Genomic DNA, 18421 nt, shown 5'->3' on the forward strand with positions numbered 1-18421 from the left:
CTTCAGGCCAGCGCATCGGCAGCGTCACAGATGCGTGCATAAATTTCGTCCAGGTCACCTGCTGTTACATAATATGGCGGCATCACATAAATCGTATTACCGAGTGGACGCAGCAAGAGATTGCGGTCGTTAAGAAGGCGTGAAGCCTCGGGCCGACGCCTGCGAGATAGCCGGTATCTCTCGTCTTCAGGTCGAGTGCTGTGATGGTGCCGCTACGGCGAACGTTTGCAAAGCGCGGATCGGCGCGGAATCCTTCAATTGCCTGCTCTTGCATGGTTGCGACCGCAGCGATGCGCCGGTGACATTCCTGGCCTTTCCACAGATCCAGGTTAGCTTTGGCGGCGGCACAGGCCACCGGATTTGCCGTATACGAACTCGAATGAAAGAATGTGCGCGTACGGTCTTTTGAATAATGGGCATCGAAACTCTCTGCCCGGCAGAGTGTCACCGCGAGCGGCAGCGCCCCTCCCGTGAGACCCTTGGAATAGCACGCTATATCTGGCACAACATTGGCCTGCTCACAGGCGAAGATTGTTCCGGTGCGGCCCCAGCCCGTCATGACCTCATCGGCAATGAACAGAACGTCCGGCGCCTCGCAGATCCGCTTCATCTCTCTTAGCACCCAAGCTGGGTACATCAGAATTCCGCCTGCCCCTAACATCAGAGGCTCGACAATAAAGGCTGCGGGATTTTCGTTCCGACATGCTGACTCAAGCGCATCGAGCGTCGCCCGCTCACGCCGCTCGCAGGGAACGGGATTGAGGTCACGTCGAACAGGAGAGGTCCGTACGCCGCGTTGAAGACACCGCGGGCACCAACTGACATCGCGCCGAACGTGTCCGCGTGATAGGAGTGCTGCTACAATGATGCGTGTTCGCTCTTCGCCTATATTGTGCCAATAACCGAGTGCCATCTTCAAGGCGACTTCCACGCTGGCTGACCCGCTGTCCGAGTAGAACACGTGGTCCAAGCCTTGGGGTGTGAGTTTCAAAAGGAGCCGAGCGACCTCCTCAGCCGGATCATGCGTGTAGCCGGCGAAAATGACTTGGTTTAGCTTGCCGGCCTGTTCCTGAATCGCGCTCACGATCTACGGATGGCAATGGCCGTGAGTGACGACCCACCAGGGTGAGATTGCATCTATGATTCGATTATGCATCCGCAGTGTAGAGTTAAGCACCATCGCCACGCACAACCTTGGTCATCTCGTTGTGAAGAGCATGCTGCGTGAATGGATGCCAAATTGGCGACCTCTTGTTTGGCTTCATGGCGTGAAATCGCCGCGAATAAACGAGCCTTTGAAGACAGCCTGCAGGCTCTCTGCCGTCAAAGGAGAAATCCAGGGCAGCCGTCCTAACCAACGCACCCGCGCGATGTCACAAATTGCGCTCTCAGTCTCCGAATTTCTTTCTCCGATGAATGCGATCCCAAGAATGTCGATCTGGCGCTTTCGCAAGGCCTCTATCGAGAGCAAGGAGTGATTGATGGTTCCGAGTAGCGTGCGCGCGCAAAGCACGACGGGAAGTCGCCACCGCTCGAAGATGTCGATGTAGAGTGCACTAGAATTCAGCGGCACCATCAACCCGCCAGCGCCTTCGATGACGAGCGGTCGCTCCCCGGTTTGCGGCAGGACGAGCGAATCGGGGTCGATGCGAATTCCGTCTATTTCGGCGGCATGGTGCGGCAAGGCGGACGTTTTAAGGCGGTAACGCTCCGGAACGATCCGATCGGCCGGAAGACCGCTCAGTCGTGCGACCTGCTCGCTATCGGTCTCTCCTTCAACACCGGCCTGAATTGGTTTCCAATAATTCGCGCCGAGAAGATGGGCAAGGCCTGCCGAAAAGACAGATTTGCCGATCCCTGCATCTGTGCCGGTCACCACGATCCGCTGGCTCATCGAGATTCGCCCCCCGTCTCCTCAGCGAGGGCATCGAGCATCGCACGCACCTCATCCTCTCCGACGTTGACCGTCAGTGAAATTCGTAAACGGGCCGTGCCGGTCGGCACTGTTGGCGGTCTGATTCCTCGGATGTCAAATCCGCGAGCCTGTAGCGCGGACGCTAGCCTCATGGCGCGGGCATTCTCGCCAACGATATAGGGAAGGATCTGCGAGTTCGAAGGACTTCTCTCGCCTCGCGCAACCATCTCCTGATGCGTGAACGCGACAAGCTTCGCCAGCCGCTGTTGGCGCTCCGGCTCCTCCTGCAGGATCAACAGAGCCTCCCGTACGGCCACCGCCATTAACGGCGAAGGGGCGGTCGCGAAGATAAACGGGCGACAGCGATTGATCATGAAATCGCGCAGCACGCCAGAGGCGGTGACAAGCGCGCCGGCAGCTCCCAGCGCCTTGCCGCAGGTATGAACAACCAGGAGATTTTCGCGTCCTTCAAACGGCCCTGTGAGCCCTCGCCCCTGCTCGCCGTAAACGCCGGTGGCATGAGCTTCGTCCACAACCAAGAACGCATCGTGCCGGTCCGCGATCGCGAGCAGGTCTTCAAGTGGTGCGAAATCGCCATCCATGCTATAGAGACTCTCGACTACGATCCAGACCTGCCCCGCTCCGCCCGCGGCACGCCAGTCGCAAATTGCGCTTTCGATAACCTGCGGGTCGTTATGGGCGGTGATTCGAAACGCGGCTCGGCCAGCTCGTGCTCCTTCGTGAATGCTGGCGTGCACCAGGGAATCAAGGACGAGCACGGTCATCCCGTTGCGGCAACGTTGTCAGCACCGCAACCTTTGCAACATAGCCACCGCCGAAGAAGAGCGCGGTCTGCGCGCCGAAGAACCGCGCCGCTGCTGCTTCGAGGCATTCGTGCTCCTCGCAGTTGCCGCCCAGAAGCCGTGATCCGCCGGCTCTGATCGAAGTACCGGCTTCAAGCGCGGTGACGATCGCTTTTTTCATCCGCGGCGCGCTCGCCAGGGCCAGATAATCGTTGGATGAAAAGTCAATCCCGGTGCGCGGCCTGAGACTCTGCAGGCGGTTCTCGTGTTTAAGCGCATCCAAGCCTGCCGCATAGCTGGTGACTTTACCCGCAATGATGGTATTCATTCTTCACTCGCTGAGCCAAGGATCGACGCCGCAAAACTCCTAACTGGCCACCAACGACAGGGCTCTACGCGATTAGCTTGTTGGATTCAAATCGGCACGATGCGATTTTGTCGATCAACCAGCACAATGCGCGGCCTGAAGATTCTTGCCTCCGCCTCGTCAACTGAGGCGTATGCAACGATGCTTATCCTATCGCCGGGCATCGCCAGTCGCGCCGCCGCACCGTTCACGTCTACCGTGCCGGACCCTCGCGGCGCTTCTGTCGCAAACGTTGCAAAGCGTGCCCCCGTCTCGAGGTTGTAGAGTTCGACGCGTTCGTTAATCAGGATACCGGCCGCGTCCAAAAGTGCGCGATCAATCGAGATCGAGCCTTCAAAGTGCAGGTCGGATTCAGTTACCGAGGCGCAATGAATCTTTCCCTTCATCAAGACAATCTGCATTTCTTACCTACGCTAGTGGCTTGCGCGCAGCACGCCGTTCTTCTGATGGCTTAAGCGAGTCCAGACGTAATGCCGAGCCGAGCTAACAAACTTGCATCACCGTCAAATTGCGGGTTTTTGGTAGTCAGCAACACATCGCCGACAAAGATGGAGTTCGCACCCGCCAAGAAGCATAGGGCTTGGAGTTCATCACTCATGTACTGGCGCCCGGCGGCCAACCGTACGACGCTCTTGGGCATCATGATCCGCGCGGTCGCCACCAGGCGCACCAGTGCAATCGGATCGGGACGCTCCGCCGTGACCTTCACCGGCACGCCATTCACCTCGTTCCACAGGTTGATCCTCGGGTGAAGTGTCCACGTTATGATTGTAGAAGTCGAGGCCGGCGTCGGCGAGGCGTGCGGCTTGCTTTGGCGTGAGCATGCCGAGCGTTACGCACGTCTCCATGCCAACACGTTTAACGGCGGCAATCATGTCGCAGACCTTATCGAGGTCGCGGTCCTTTGGACTGCGCCACGCCGCGGCCATGCAGAAGCGACTCGCCCCGGCCGCCTTGTCGCGCTGCGCGGCGGCGACCACATCAGCGCGATCCGTCGCGCGAGTCGCCTTCAGGCCAGTGTCGTAATGCACGCTCTGTGCGCAATAGGCGCAGTCTTCAGGACAGCCGCCGGTCTTGATCTGAGCAGGCTTGCGGTTTCGACGTGGGTCAAAATTACCGCGAGGAACGGTCTGGGCCTGAACTAGGAGCTCGGGAATTGGCTGCACGTAAACCCCCTCCGCCTCGGCACGTTCGCAGTCGCGGCGGACCGGCGCGCCGTTGCGGCCGCTATTGCCTTCGACTTCCACAGCACCCTCAAGATTTTCGCTCGATCGTACAGACGACAACGTCGTGCGTAGCTCCGCAAAGCAACACTCTTGCCCTGTATTGAACGAGAAATATCGCCGAGTTGCGCGGGCATGGCGCTGATATCAGGCTAATCGCCGCCCCCTCATGCAGGATTTCCCCGCGGGCGCGCCTCACTCAGGTAACTAAGCGGTGCGTCCGGTAGTTGCGCCCCCTAGGAGACTCTTCCGATGCAAATGTATTTGGCCGCGCGCCGTGTATAACGGAGCGACAGATCTGCTCACCTGGCTGAATCCTCAATGGTGTTGTTATGCGCGTCACATTCCGCACAACAAACGGCGGCCTCAACAAGCCGACTCTGCGAGCGTTACCTTCCGCCCCTTTCAGAAGTGCAGCGGGTTGGGCTCTGGGGCGCAGAGTAGTGGCTGACGGCCCCTTGGCGGGCCTTGGCCACCTAGGCTCGCTCGCCGCTGTGCTCGTCGTCCCTGGCTGTGGTGAGCAACTCCGCGGGACTCTCGATTATGTCGCCGCCGCCCGACTTGGCGTCGGCGGGGCGAGATCCGCTAAGGTGTCGCACTCATCTGCGCAAACAGAATTGCCGCTTCAGACGGCCCGAGCCCGACGATGCCCACGAAGGCTGCCGGAGGCATCGGAATGACCTGACGCGTCGGCCTCCAGAGATGCAGGCAATAGCGACTATTGTTCACATACTGCGAATGAGGAGGATGCAGCTGCATCACGCATTCCTCTTCATCCCAAAACATATCTTTAGCGAGGCACATCTCCTCCCAGTTTGGAGATCGCCGTGGCGTCGACACTGAGACATGCTCCCATCCCGGACGGATTAAGCCGATGATCTTGAGTTGGCAGCCACAAGGCCCCTGCACGAAGAAGAGACCAGAAGGGCCAGACCCTGGTGCAGTGGCGAATTGGCCCTCGCGAACGCGCCCCGCTTCCAGTCTTTCTACACTGTGCCTCCTCATGCGTCCTCCATTTGGCCGATAGAGTTGCATTCGGCACCACTCGTCTTGTCCGAGTCGCACATCGAACGGGCACCCGGGCATGGGCAGCCCCAGCTACCGCTGATCATCTGCACCGAACCTACTTGGATGAAGATCATCGGTTCTATCCGCACCGTTCACCGGGGAGTTCTCTTCGGTTTGTCTTTCGACATCTGATCGTCTCTTCAATTTTCTTGTCATTCGCGCCTTCGTTGCGAACCCGGCCTCATGCAGACAATCTGCGCAGAGATCTATGATGGCCCGTCTTGGCAAGCCGTGCCAGCAGGAGCTTCTGCTCGCCTCTTCGCCTGAACATGTCCGCAATGTATGGCGTTGAGTTCAGCAGTGCTTGGTGCAAGATGCCAGAATTCGACTGAAACGCCTCACGCCAAAATGGCGGCGGAAGCCAATTCGCGTGGCATGATCCGGCGAACCGGCTACTTTGTCACCCAAACAACCGTCCTGGCTTCAGCAACATGATGCAAAGCGCGACGCCAATGCCTCGCCAGTTCATCGAGCGAGAGGCTTTTGATTCGACGAGCTGACGGTGGGCTTTCATCTCATCCTTCTCATGTCTAGCGGTTAGCCGGCTTGCCGCCTGAGACACCGTCAATGCGTCATCTATGTGGCCGGCCCCGCGACTCAGAATGGATTCATGGTCAGAGGCTCGGACGCGCGGACCGCACTCGTTCAGCAGCCTAGCTCATTGGCCTTACCGCATGACGCAGTTTCGCAGTTCAGCTAACGGGCTATGAGCTCCAACGGAGAGACACCCGCGCCGGGGTCACAAGGCGTTGACGATCGGTGCAACCGTCCGCCCGGTGGCGATCAGAACTGCCCGTCAAGCTCATTTCTTTGCCGCCCCTCCGCGAGGCGAGCCAGCTTATCATATTCTTCAGCGACCTTGAGGAGCCTGCATCTGGATGTGTCGTCCTCGAGCGACTCCGCTTTTCTTCGGGTCGCTTCAGCACGGCTTCTCCAATGTTTGGCGTCTGAGAACAGCTTTTTTTCCTTCATGCGGAAGACGATGCAATTTTTAGATCACGAAAATGCGACACATGCCCTACGTAAGATCCCGTAGGTTGGCTTTCGCAAAAGCACCTCATTTGCGGTTATCTGCCGACCACTCTGTTGATGTCTGCGATGCGACAAGCCGCTCGCAGCAAGCGCGGCAAAGGGCGCGAATGCGCGACTCTCGACATTAGGGCTTGAATCGTACGTAGCGTCAGATTGTAGGGTCTCTTACAGTTGGCAAGCGTGCTTGGCCGTACAACAGCTTCCGGGCGACACAATTTCGAGTGTATCATTTGGCGCCCAGATTGCAGAACGCCCGCCTTGTCCCGGGCGCCGCAGTGAAGTCGCCTCGGCGAATCATTGCACGTGTGGCGACTAAGCCAGGCTGCAGGGGAACCGGATTCTAAGATCGCAGCAGCATCCTCGCGTGGCGGTTGCCCGATTTGACAGATTGCTCACGCAGAAGGTCGCCGTCCGGAGATCGGGGCCTCGCAGCTCAGAGTGGAATGGAAGTTGGAGGCCATACTCATCTTACGTAGCCGTGATGCGGCCGCGGCGAACCTGCAATAGCTTGCTCACGCCAAAACAGGTAGCTCCAGGCATACACGGTTGCCAGCATTCTCGCCAGAGATGCGTCGACTGGTCGCTCATGCCGAAGCCGCCTTCGGGTGCCTGGATTGCCTCCGCCGCCGCCTCCATCACGTCGTATCCAAGACGGGCAACACGGCCTTCGGAGTAGCAATGACTTCTACAGCTTTGGCTAGCAAGTGGCCGTTCAACTGATGGCCATGGCGAGCGCGCGAGGTCAGACCACAAGGAAATCTCGATCTATGCTCTGTCCGAAATGTCACACAGATAACTGGTGCGAGATCGCAATGCACGATCCCTGGAGCGGCCGACCAGTGATCAACTGCAATACTTGCGGTGAGTATGCCGAATACGATTGCCTCCAGCGCAAAACAGCGCACGCGATCATCGCAGCTACCTTGGCCTGTAACGTTAGCAAAGAGGACGAGCGAGATCCGCGGGCGGTTGCTGAAACGATTTTGGATGTGCTGGAGAATGCCGGCCTAACAATCGCTCGCGCCTCAAGATGAATGGGAGGACGCCGATCGGCGCCCGCTACAAGGCCCCGGCCATCCATCAGAGAGCATTGCCAACTGCGCCGCTCGTTCCAACAGCCATTTGATTGCCTGCAAAACCGCGGTCTTTCCCCCGGCCGACCTGGAGTAGTCGGCGTAGCAAGTCTTCAATACCAACACGATTGTAGCAAACGCGCCAATCTGGACTCGAGCCGCGATGCTCTCAATGGGACCAGGGCTGAGTACCGCTTAGGCCTTCCAACGTGACGCTCGGCAAATCTTCCCACAAATATCGAATCCGCGATGATCAACCCGGCGTGGCCTGCACCTGACGACGCCTTTCGAGCTCGTCCATAGTTCAAGGTTATCTAGAACGGCGAAGTCATTGTTGGGTTACCTGACGGGAGCTTGGCTCTTTGACCAGGTTAACGGGCTGCCGATTGATCTCGTTTCCAATCTTCTCAGCCGCCGCGGCACCGACAACTCCCGGGAAGCAGCCCCATTACGATGGTGACAGCGGCAGAGCTCGGCTGGATAGACAAAGCCAATTCGCACCGACTCGCCAGAGCATTCCAGCCATGGGCGATCGATTGCGTCGCCAAGGCACCTCCTATCCACACATTTAAGTAAGCTTGATTGATTCGCTTGATCACTCGTGGCCACCGACGAGCAGCCTCCCAACTGGGGGGTCGCTATGCGCGCACACTCGAGCGGACCTGAGCTGCGCCTTCCGCAGACGATTGATACCCAAAGCCAACTGCCTTGGTGAAGCGCCTCCCGCCCTGCTCGTCTTGCGGCTGGCTCCTGGCAAACGAATACGGGTTCGACATATTCACGCGATAAGCTCGGAGGGGGATTGAATCATACGTAGCGTCGGATTGTAGAGTGCACAGCTAGGGAGCACCAATGTTCGGCCGCTTCCAGCGGAGCAGGCCGACCGCTTGCGATGAGAGGTCTTCTGCCAAAGCGGCTGAGGATCGCGCTCAGCCGAAGAACGCACCTTCTGTCCTGTCCACGCAATCGCCGGCCCCATGAAGACAAGATCGCCCACATGTAAGAAGGACCAATCCAGCCTTGGAGGCTACGAAATACGTTTGCGGGCACTGAGTTCCAAACCAGCCGCCGCGAGATCGATGCGGTATCCCGGAGCGGTCATGTGAGAGGACCCGATGGATCCAACAGGGTCTTGCTCGTCGATCACTGTGAGGGCCAATGCCGGGCCATTGTTGGTTTCAAGAATGGCGATCCGGGAGCCGCGTATATGTGCGGCGACCCCGTTGTGACGGGGCCTCGCCAAAAGCTGTCATCGTGGTGCGCTTATCACCATTCCCGAATGCACGTCATGCCATGGTCGGACGGACGCAGCCTCGTTGAACGAAAGTAGACTAGATGAACAACCGTAATCCGAGACGAGTCCGCGCAAGTGCTAGGCATGGGCAGCGGTCATCGCGGGAGCAAGAGAGCTGCCGATAGATCCGCGAGCTGGGTCTGCTCGAGGTGCAGGCCTGACGATTGCCCAAGAGCCGAACGCCGATCCGGCAATGAGGCCCATCAGGACCTGACGAGCGATTATGGAGAAGCTCATGTGAGCGCCTTGGAAGAGATGATGTGGAAGTTTATACCCGCGAGGGACTGAAGATTGATCTCGGCACCATGATTGAGGGAAACACCGCGTTCGAACCCGATAATCCGGCGATTCATTTCGAGACGCGCCTCTAAAGCTTACGCTGCTTTCGGCGCATTCGAGCGGGGGCACTTGGTTTAATGACCCGGCTCGACCTCTCCACTCTCGACGAGCAGCTCATCCGACTTCCTTCTGCCGAGGGGCTGCAAATCAAGTGTGATAGTTGAGGTAGAACGCAGTTGATCCGTCAGCTCAGGCTGCTATCCGCAGAATGCTTGCTCAAGAACCGGACTTTGCCGACAAGAGAAGGGGCGCTCGGGACCAGCAAACCGCCAGTTTCAATGGCAGCGGCACGTGCTCGAGGCGGCTTAATTCACCCACAAGCGGGCTTTGCCTGGTCATACTACGGCCGGCCCGAAGACATGCTTGCGAGCGCGGAAAACACCCCCCGGCGGAATGGTCGCCGAACCGAGCACTGACCTTGTGAGCCATATCGTCCGCCCGCTAAACGCACCATTGTTGTTGATTCCTTGGCCACTCGCGAGCAATGAACCGCCAGATGCCTTTCGCTACTGAATTCGCCCTTCGGGGGCGCAGGGCACACTGATCGTCGCGATAACCCCCTTGAGGTCCCATATAGCACTGGCCTCATTCATCCAGCGTTTTTCTGTGAACTCAAACAGCACGGAGGCAGTATGCGCGCCTTCACTTTTGCTTGCCAGATCACCAACTTGATTGTCCAGAAATGATCGACGATGATAAGTACTGCGCGACAGAGAACGAATTTCAATGCTTTGTTTGGCCGGCTTGCTCGCGGTTGCACTGGATGAACAGCAAGATTGGAAAACTCATAGGCAAGGACACGAAATGAGGGAAACTCGCTGGCTCAACGTGCGAGTTGACCACGAACGGACTGTGGAACGCTTCTCGGCCAAACGGGTCTGCTTACCTCCCATCCGCGCCGCAATTTCATTGGTCGCGCCCACGCCGAGAAACGCCTGACGAAGGCCGAACGGAATCTTCCGGACTACAAACTTTCGTATAGTCCTTCAAAACCCTTTCGATGTGGAAGGTTACCTCCGTACAGTTGAGCGCTTGATGCAATGCCTATACAGAATCCAGAACTCGGCCGTTCGAGAGCGTGACGCTTCCGCATTTCGAAGAGGCCAGACGCGATTGACGTCGTCGATCGGGGACCGACATTAGCCTGCGCAGAGCAACGATTTGTCAAACCAAGAGAGCAAACGGCGGGTCGCTCTAATCACCGGCGTGACTGGACAGGACGGCGCCTATCTGGCCGAATATCTGCTGTCGCTCGGCTATGTCGTGCACGGCATCAAGCGGCGCTCGTCCTCGTTCAACACTGCGCGGGTCGACCATCTCTACCAGGACCCGCATCTCGGGGACGTGCCGTTCCTGATGCACTACGGCGACATGACGGACTCGACCAATCTGATCCAGCTGGTGCAGCAGATCCGGCCGACCGAGATCTACAATCTGGCCGCCCAAAGCCACGTCGCGGTCAGCTTCGAGAGTCCCGAATACACCGCCAATGCCGATGGGATCGGCGTGCTGCGGCTGCTGGAAGCGATTCGCATCCTCGGCATGGTGAAGGAGACGCGGTTCTACCAGGCCTCGACCTCCGAGCTCTACGGCCTCGTCCGGGAGATCCCGCAGAAGGAGACCACGCCGTTCTATCCGCGCTCGCCCTACGGCGTGGCAAAACTCTACGGCTACTGGATCACGGTGAACTACCGCGAAGCCTATGGCATGTTCGCCAGCAACGGCATCCTGTTCAACCACGAGAGCCCGATCCGCGGCGAGACATTTGTGACCCGCAAGATCACGCGCGCTGTCGCCCGTATCGAGGTCGCGCTGGAGGAGACGCTCTATCTCGGCAATCTCGAAGCCAAGCGCGACTGGGGCCACGCGCGCGATTACGTCGAGGGCATGCACAAGATCCTGCAAGCCGACAAGCCCGACGATTTCGTGCTCGCCACCGGCGAGATGCACTCGGTGCGCGAGATGGTCGAGCTATCGTTCGCCCAGCTCGGCCGCCGCATTGCATGGCGTGGAGCAGGGGTCGAGGAGACCGGCGTCGATGAGACGAGCGGCAAGACGGTGGTGAAGATCGATCCGACCTATTTCCGCCCCACCGAGGTCGATCTCCTCGTCGGCGACGCCAGCAAGGCGCATCAGGTGCTCGGCTGGAAGCCGAAGCACACGTTCGCCCAGCTCGTCGAGGAGATGATGGCAAGCGATCTGGCGGAAGCAAAACGGGAGGCGGCCCATGGCAAGCGCACCGTTTGAGCTGAAGGGCAAAAGCGTCTACGTCGCCGGCCATCGCGGTATGGTCGGCAGCGCGATTGCGCGCCGGCTCGCGCGGGAGGACGTGCAGCTCGTCACGGTCGACCGGCGCGAGGTCGATCTCTGCAACCAGACGGCCGTGTTCGAATGGTTCGCGAAAACGCGGCCGCAGGTGATCTTCCTCGCCGCCGCAAAAGTCGGCGGCATCGTCGCCAACGACACGCTGCGGGCCGAGTTCATCTACCACAACATCACGATTGCTGCGAACGTGATCCAGGCCGCGCATCAAAACGGCGCCGAAAAGCTGATGTTTTTGGGCTCGTCCTGCATCTATCCGAAGCTAGCCCCACAGCCGCTGCGCGAGGTCTCGGTGCTATCAGGCCCGCTGGAGCCGACCAACGAGCCCTATGCGATCGCCAAGATCGCCGGCATCAAGATGGCGGAAGCCTATCGCGGCCAGTATGGCAGCGACTTCATCAGCGTGATGCCCACCAATCTCTACGGCCCCGGCGACAATTATCATCCCGAATTGAGCCATGTCGTTGCCGCGCTGATCCGCCGCTTCCACGAGGCGAAGGTCGCGGGCGCAAAGAGTGTCGCCGTGTGGGGCACCGGCACGCCACGGCGCGAGTTCCTTTATGTTGACGACATGGCGGATGCCTGCGTGCACCTGATGAAGAGCTATTCGGGACCGGAGCTGATCAATATCGGCACAGGCGAGGACATCACCATCGCCGAGTTCGCCCGTGTCGTCGCCGAGGTCGTTGGCTACAGCGGCGAGATTGCCTTCGACACGTCGCGCCCCGATGGCACTCCGCGCAAGCTGCTCGACGTCAGCCGTCTCGCAAGCCTCGGCTGGCGCGCGAGGACATGGCTTGTAGATGGAATGCGCCAGACCTACCGGGCCTTCTTGGCCGTATCGGGTACATCGGACAAAACGAGAGCCTCATGCAGCTGCTAACTGCTGACGGCGCTCATTGTGCGATTGCCAGACAGTTGCTTTAGGAATCTCCCGGCGAATTCGACAGGGCTCCACGTTTTCTTGGAGTTCGAGCACCTCCGGGTGCCGCGTGCCCGATGGAGGGCAGGCACGGCTAGACTGGCGGATAACTAAAGCGAGCGAATTGGTCAGGCGCGCCATGCGGGACGCTCTGTTTTGAACTTGAGGTAAACTGACTAAATGTGCGGAATTGTCGGCATCTTGGGGCGCGGTCCGGTCGCGGATCGTCTGATCGATTCACTGAAGCGACTGGAATATCGTGGCTATGACTCAGCGGGCATCGGAACGCTCAAAGGAAACCATATCGAGCTTCGACGCGCCGAGGGCAAGCTGAGGAACCTTGAGACACGCGTTCGCTGCCATCCGCTCTCAGGCCATGTCGGGATTGGGCACACGCGCTGGGCTACTCACGGCAAGCCGACGGAGCACAATGCTCATCCCCATGCAACGGACAATGTTGCAGTCGTCCATAACGGCATAATTGAGAACTTCCGCGAGCTGCGAGCGGAGCTAAAACAGCATGGCGCCTGTTTCGCCTCTGAAACAGACACCGAGGTGGTGACGCATCTCATCGACTTTTATCTGAAAGATGGCTGCTCGCCGCAGGAGGCAGTAAAAGCGTCGCTGCCGCGGCTAATCGGCGCGTTTGCGCTTGCAATCCTGTTCAAGGGTCAACACGACCTCATGATCGGTGCGCGCAAGGGCTCACCACTCGCGATCGGACATGGAGAAGGCGAAATGTATCTCGGATCGGATGCTATCGCGCTCGCGCCCCTTACCGGCTTGATCACCTACCTTGAGGACGGCGATTGGGCTGTGCTCAACCGCAACTTCAGCGTGGTCTACGACGCACAAGGCACAGTTGTCCGCCGGGAGGTGATGAAATCTGGCGCGTCGTCGGTTCTCGTCGACAAAGCAAACTACCGCCACTTCATGGCGAAGGAAATCCACGAACAGCCAGAGGTGATCGGGCAGACGCTGGCGCGTTACGTCGATATCGCCACCGAGAGCGTGGCACTGCCGCAGGAGCTTCCGTTCGACTTCAACGAGATCGGACATATCTCGATCACGGCTTGCGGTACGGCAGGCTACGCCGGCCATGTCGGCAAGTACTGGTTCGAGCGGCTGGCTCGTATTCCGGTCGAGCTCGATGTCGCCTCCGAATTTCGGTATCGTGAGGCGCCGATGCGCAAGGGAGATCTTGCTATCTTCATCTCGCAGTCCGGCGAGACGGCCGATACGCTGGCCGCGCTCCGCTATGCCAAATCGCAAGGCCTGCATACCCTCTCTGTCGTGAACGTACTGAGTTCGACCATTGCGCGCGAAAGCGGGACAGTGTTGCAGACGCTCGCCGGACCTGAGATCGGCGTTGCCTCGACCAAGGCGTTCACATGCCAGCTGGTCGTCCTTGCGGCGCTTGCGGTCGCTGCTGGCAAGGCGCGCGGTGAATTGCCGGATAGCGACGAGGTCGATCTCGTGCGAGCGCTGATCGAAATCCCACGGCTTGTTACCGCGGCGCTTGCCAGCGAGCCGCAGATCGAGAAGCTCGCACGCGACATCGCCAAATCGCGTGACGTGCTATATCTTGGTCGCGGCACGTCGTTTCCATTGGCCCTGGAGGGGGCACTGAAGCTGAAGGAGATCTCCTATATTCACGCGGAGGGCTATGCGGCCGGAGAGCTCAAGCACGGCCCGATCGCCTTGATCGACGAGAGCGTTCCCGTAATCGTCATTGCTCCCTGCGACCGGGTGTTCGAAAAGACCATCTCGAACATGCAGGAGGTCGCCGCACGCGGCGGCAAGATTACCTTGATAACGGACGCTCGGGGAGCCGCAGAGGTATCCATGGATTCACTCGCGACGATTGTGATGCCGGAGATGGATACGACGTTCACGTCCATTGTTTATGCGATTCCGGTGCAGCTTCTGGCCTACCACACGGCCATCCTGATGGGCACGGACGTCGACCAACCCCGAAATCTCGCGAAATCGGTAACTGTCGAGTAAGGCAAGGTGATGCGACCTGGACATCGTGGTCAGATTCCGAATGCGCACAAGCCTCGGTCACATCGAATTACGATGTGCCGCCCAGCTCCTGGCCCGATGCCACCGCATGGTTTCGCGGCGGTTCATAGCCCTCGCTTACGGAGGCGAGCCTCATGTGCAAAATTTACGGCCAATCAGGTTGCGAGGCTGGCGTGGCCTTGCCTCCGGCAAGCAAGCAGTCGCGCAGGGCTTATCACGACATTCCGATTGCTTGGACCTGGTCATAATTCGTGACAAACATCCAAGTTTCTAATACGACGTGGAAGCCAGATGAAGCTGTTCGATTAAGCCCATTATCGCTGAGGAGGCCCGCTGTGATCCTCCCCCTCAGCGCGGGTTTTGGACCGCATTAGGACCGCAGCGCCCCTCGAAGTACGAGGCGCGCCTCGCTTCGAAGGACAACGTGGCACTTGCCCGAGCATGGCGATCGGCGCTATCGGACGGGCTCGATCACCAGCACGCTCACCAAATCTTTTCCGTAAACCTCAGGTTAACTTGAGCAACTCGAGGCCAAATCGCTGGACATCGGGTGAGATGCTAACGCACCTCGGCTCCAATCGCAGGCTCGCGAGCTGTTCTAGCAGACATCTCACGGCAGCTCTTCCCTGCCGCTCTATCCCATGCATCTCGTCCTTGCTTTTCATTGCATGTCGGTGCGCTCAATGAGGAATTCGGCCACGCCACAGACAACAACCTTTCCACCGAGAATTGCCCGAGGTTTCAATAGGTTGAGAGTCACTCCTGCGACGCGAGCGGAATAACGCCCGAAAAACTGTGCGAGTTTGCGGCAATTGCCGAAAATATGCCGGAAACGTCAGGCGCTTACGGGTTGGTCGATAGTGCCCTTATGGCAGATTCGCGGCCATGAAACTGCACTCGGCTGGCGTGAGATTTTCTCCAGAACCGGCCATTTCAAACCGAGAGGAAACTCGCCATGTCACCAGCGTCCATCGCGCAAGCGTCAAAGGCCAAACAGCGCATTGGCGCCATCTTACGTGCGACGAGCGGCAACTTCCTCGAGCAGTTCGACTTCTTCTTGTTCGGGTTCTACGCCAGTGCCATCGGAAACGCGTTCTTTCCATCAGGAAGCGAAACCGCTTCACTGCTTAACACCTTCGGTGTGTTCTGGCTGGGGGCGTTGATGCGACCTGTTGGCGCGATTGTGCTTGGAGCCTATATTGACCAGATTGGCCGTCGGCAAGGCCTGATCATCACGCTTTCGATTATGGCTATTGGCACCGTCATCATCGCCTTTTGTCCCGGCTATGCAACGATCGGCATTGCCGCACCCGCGATCGTGCTGTTCGGACGGCTGTTGCAGGGCTTTTCTGCGGGCGTTGAGGTTGGCGGCGTTTCCGTCTACCTCTCCGAGATTGCCACCCCGGGTAACCGCGGCTTTTACACATCGTTTCAGTCTTCGAGCCAGCAGGTTGCGATCTTTGTCGCGGCTCTTATCGGATATTTTTTGAGCGAAGCACTTCCGGCCGAAATGGTTGCCGCCTGGGGCTGGCGGATCCCATTCTTCCTTGGCTGCTTGATCGTTCCGCTTATCTTCTTCCTGCGCCGGACGCTGGAGGAAACTCCGGAGTTTCTGGTCATGAAGACCCACCCAACGGCCCGCGAGGTCTTTGCCTCCACAGTTGCGAACTGGCGCATTGTCATTCTTGGCATGATGATCGCAATGCTGACGACCACGACCTTCTATTTCGTCACAGTGTACACGCCTACGTTCGGCAAGCACGTATTGCAGCTGTCCTCGCAGAACACGCTCTTGGTGACGCTTTTGGTCGCCGTGACGAACTTCATCTGGAACCCAATTGGCGGCGCGATCTCTGATAGAATCGGTCGGAAGCCGGTCTTGCTGACCATTGCCGGCCTTGCCTTGGTGACTGTATATCCGGCGTTGTCCTGGCTTGTGACCGACCCAAGCTTTGGCAAGATGGTGGCAGTGGAGATGATGTTCTCGTTCTATTTTGGCACCTACAGCGGCGCCATGTTGGGCGCTTTGGTCGAAATCGTGCCGAAGCACGTTCGCACAACCTGCTTTTCTTTAGCCTTCGCACTCGCCGCAGCTCTCTTTGGTACCTTTACGCCGCTGGCATCGACTTGGCTGATCGATCGGACCGACGACAAGGCTTCGCCGGGTTTCTGGTTGATGTTTGCAGCTTTGCTCGGCATTATCGCCGCGCTCAGGATTTATCCAGGAAACACCAACAGAGTTGCGAAGCTGTCGCGACCCGAGGGGTCTAACGGGGCCGTAAGCGCGCAATTTACCACACGTTAGCAGCGCGCCCACGGGGGACCTTCACGTCCAAGACTGAACTGAGCGGGGTGCGTGGCGGTCCTTGCGGTGATCTCGGTAGTCCGCGTGCCACTCGGCGGGCCGCGGGCCACTGCGGAATTCATGCAGCCTCAAGACGTGCCCGTTAAGTTTGCATGGCAGCGCACGTGGAGCTCGCGCGAGGGATGTATCTCCCTCGCGCGAGCTCTGCTCGTTTTTCACCTAACCGAAAAGTGCGAGTCGCGCCGCTCGACCACACAACGCATCGAGCGTTGCGTTAGTGCTCAGCCATTCCGACTCAGCATCAGCGACGGCTCGTCCCGATACGGCTCGACATTGCATAGGAAGAAGGTGTATCGCAGCTCGCCAATTCTCAGCTAGCGGTCGAAAAGCTTGAATCGTGCCTGGTGCGCCGAGCGTCGGGCCAGCATGACCACGACCCCGGCCGTCGCTGGCTCCGCTCGATCAGCGGCGACTTCACGCACCGCTAGTTTGGGCGGATGAGGTACCGCGCGCAAGCTGTGCGAGCTCCGTCTCGAGCGTAGGGTTGCGCTTGAACATGGCGTCGATCAACGCTTGCGCCGGCTGCTCGGCCGCTTCCACCCACGTCGCCTTCTCCGCTCGTGCGGAGGGCGCGAAGACACGCTTGACGACCGTCGGCGACCCCCTCAGACCGCATTTGGCCATGTCATCCACGCCGGCAGTTTGAGCGCTCCATTTTACGACGGAGGCACGGGCCGCACGCAAGGCGTCGATCATTGCACCGCGGCGAATTTGATTGCTTGCCTCTAACATGCTGATGAGACAAGGAAGCTTGGAACGCAGCACCTGGACTCCTCCTTCGCAGCGCCGTTCCGCATCGATCGTGCGTGCTTTGAAGTCCAACGCTTTGATTGTTGAAACATACGTAAGCTGCTGGACCCCGAGCCTCTTTGCAATGCCAGGTCCCACCTGCGCCGTATCGCCGTCGATAGTCTGCTTGCCAGTGAATATGACGTCTGGTGGGCCATATTCCTTGCCGATATTGCGAATCGCGCACGCCAGAGCGTAACTCGTCGCCAGCGTATCAGAGCCTGCGAAACTACGATCGGTGAGCAGGACAGCACGATCGGCACCAAATGTCAGCGCCTTTCGGAGAGATTCTTCGGCCGACGGCGGCCCCATTGTCAGAACAGTGATTTCACCGCCGAACTTGTCTCGTAGCTCGAGCGCAGCTTCCAGTGCGAACAGATCATATGGGTTGATGATCGTCGGCACGCCCTGCCGCATGATCGTATTCGTGACAGGATGCACGCGGATTTGTGCGGAGTCGGGGACCTGTTTGATGCAGACGATGCTGTGCATATGCTTCTCCTAAGATGTTGAGCAGGCTCCCCACGAATAGCAACTGTCATACCACCCCAGGCACTTCGCCGATGTGCGACGAATGCAACGGCTGGCGATTGACGGCGAGACCGTTGGGACTGCGACGAGCTGCGTAAAGCGGGACGTGATCTCTCTCATCTGAGTCGCGCCATAAACGGCCCGGCCGCGATCTTGCGCTGGTTCGACACCTAATCATTTCTCATAGGGCGAATACATTGCAAGCAGACGATGACCAGCACGCGGCTGACGCGAAGATGGCTTACGCTCCCGGCATGGCCTCCCAAGCAGAGCACATCGGTTTCGTATCCGCTTCATGGACCAGAGTACCGCCTTTTGCGCACGCTCTCCTACCGCGCCCGGCGATCGAGAGA

The 18421-nt window shown here is 58.8% G+C and carries 8 protein-coding genes and 2 pseudogenes; 4 read left to right on the forward strand and 6 right to left on the reverse strand.

The features are described 5' to 3' along the window. Window positions 1–82: 82 nt before the first annotated feature. The 5 genes and pseudogenes from IVB54_RS31605 to IVB54_RS31625 all read right to left on the reverse strand — a co-directional run bounded on the left by IVB54_RS31605 (window position 83) and on the right by IVB54_RS31625 (window position 4251). Window positions 83–1084, reverse strand: coding sequence for an aminotransferase class III-fold pyridoxal phosphate-dependent enzyme (locus IVB54_RS31605; protein ID WP_247368784.1), 1002 nt, complete (start codon window positions 1082–1084; stop codon window positions 83–85). Window positions 1085–1261: 177 nt separating this feature from the next. Further along, window positions 1262–1894 (reverse strand): dethiobiotin synthase, encoded by a 633-nt coding sequence (gene bioD, locus IVB54_RS31610; protein WP_039799456.1) that lies wholly within the window; start codon window positions 1892–1894, stop codon window positions 1262–1264. Further along, window positions 1891–3046 (reverse strand): annotated as a pseudogene (locus IVB54_RS31615) (8-amino-7-oxononanoate synthase). The gene bioD and the pseudogene IVB54_RS31615 overlap by 4 nt, the downstream one beginning before the upstream one ends. Window positions 3047–3132: 86 nt before the next feature. Then, window positions 3133–3486, reverse strand: coding sequence for an aspartate 1-decarboxylase (gene panD / locus IVB54_RS31620; protein ID WP_018455497.1), 354 nt, complete (start codon window positions 3484–3486; stop codon window positions 3133–3135). A 50-nt stretch (window positions 3487–3536) separates the two neighbouring features. After that, window positions 3537–4251: pseudogene (locus IVB54_RS31625) on the reverse strand (radical SAM protein). A gap of 6024 nt (window positions 4252–10275) precedes the next feature. Between IVB54_RS31625 and gmd the strand changes: the two are divergent. From gmd to IVB54_RS31645, 4 genes are all read left to right on the forward strand, one after another. Further along, window positions 10276–11361, forward strand: coding sequence for a GDP-mannose 4,6-dehydratase (gene gmd / locus IVB54_RS31630; RefSeq protein WP_018455490.1), 1086 nt, complete (start codon window positions 10276–10278; stop codon window positions 11359–11361). Next, window positions 11342–12319: a GDP-L-fucose synthase gene (locus tag IVB54_RS31635; protein WP_018455489.1), complete on the forward strand. Its 978-nt coding sequence runs from the start codon at window positions 11342–11344 to the stop codon at window positions 12317–12319. Before gmd ends, IVB54_RS31635 begins: the two co-directional genes overlap by 20 nt. 219 nt (window positions 12320–12538) lie before the next feature. Continuing rightward, window positions 12539–14365, forward strand: coding sequence for a glutamine--fructose-6-phosphate transaminase (isomerizing) (gene glmS / locus IVB54_RS31640; RefSeq protein ID WP_018455488.1), 1827 nt, complete (start codon window positions 12539–12541; stop codon window positions 14363–14365). A 973-nt stretch (window positions 14366–15338) separates the two neighbouring features. Further along, window positions 15339–16688, forward strand: a complete 1350-nt coding sequence (locus IVB54_RS31645) for an MFS transporter (protein WP_018455486.1) — start codon at window positions 15339–15341, stop codon at window positions 16686–16688. 474 nt (window positions 16689–17162) lie between these two features. Here IVB54_RS31645 and IVB54_RS31650 read toward each other — a convergent pair whose 3' ends face one another. Further along, complete coding sequence (locus IVB54_RS31650; protein WP_018455485.1) at window positions 17163–18029, reverse strand: electron transfer flavoprotein subunit beta/FixA family protein; 867 nt, start codon at window positions 18027–18029, stop codon at window positions 17163–17165. Window positions 18030–18421: the final 392 nt, after the last annotated feature.

Source organism: Bradyrhizobium sp. CW1 (genome assembly GCF_023100665.1).
Classification (GTDB): Bacteria; Pseudomonadota; Alphaproteobacteria; order Rhizobiales; family Xanthobacteraceae; genus Bradyrhizobium; species Bradyrhizobium canariense_D.

What these genes read in the sequence shown, in the direction of transcription:
- bioD (WP_039799456.1), bottom strand. Translation starts at nt 1,894, where the DNA reads ATGAGCCAGCGGATCGTGGTGACCGGCACAGATGCAGGGATCGGCAAA.
- panD (WP_018455497.1), bottom strand. Translation starts at nt 3,486, where the DNA reads ATGCAGATTGTCTTGATGAAGGGAAAGATTCATTGCGCCTCGGTAACT.
- IVB54_RS31635 (WP_018455489.1), top strand. Translation starts at nt 11,342, where the DNA reads ATGGCAAGCGCACCGTTTGAGCTGAAGGGCAAAAGCGTCTACGTCGCC.
- glmS (WP_018455488.1), top strand. Translation starts at nt 12,539, where the DNA reads ATGTGCGGAATTGTCGGCATCTTGGGGCGCGGTCCGGTCGCGGATCGT.
- IVB54_RS31645 (WP_018455486.1), top strand. Translation starts at nt 15,339, where the DNA reads ATGTCACCAGCGTCCATCGCGCAAGCGTCAAAGGCCAAACAGCGCATT.
- IVB54_RS31650 (WP_018455485.1), bottom strand. Translation starts at nt 18,029, where the DNA reads ATGCACAGCATCGTCTGCATCAAACAGGTCCCCGACTCCGCACAAATC.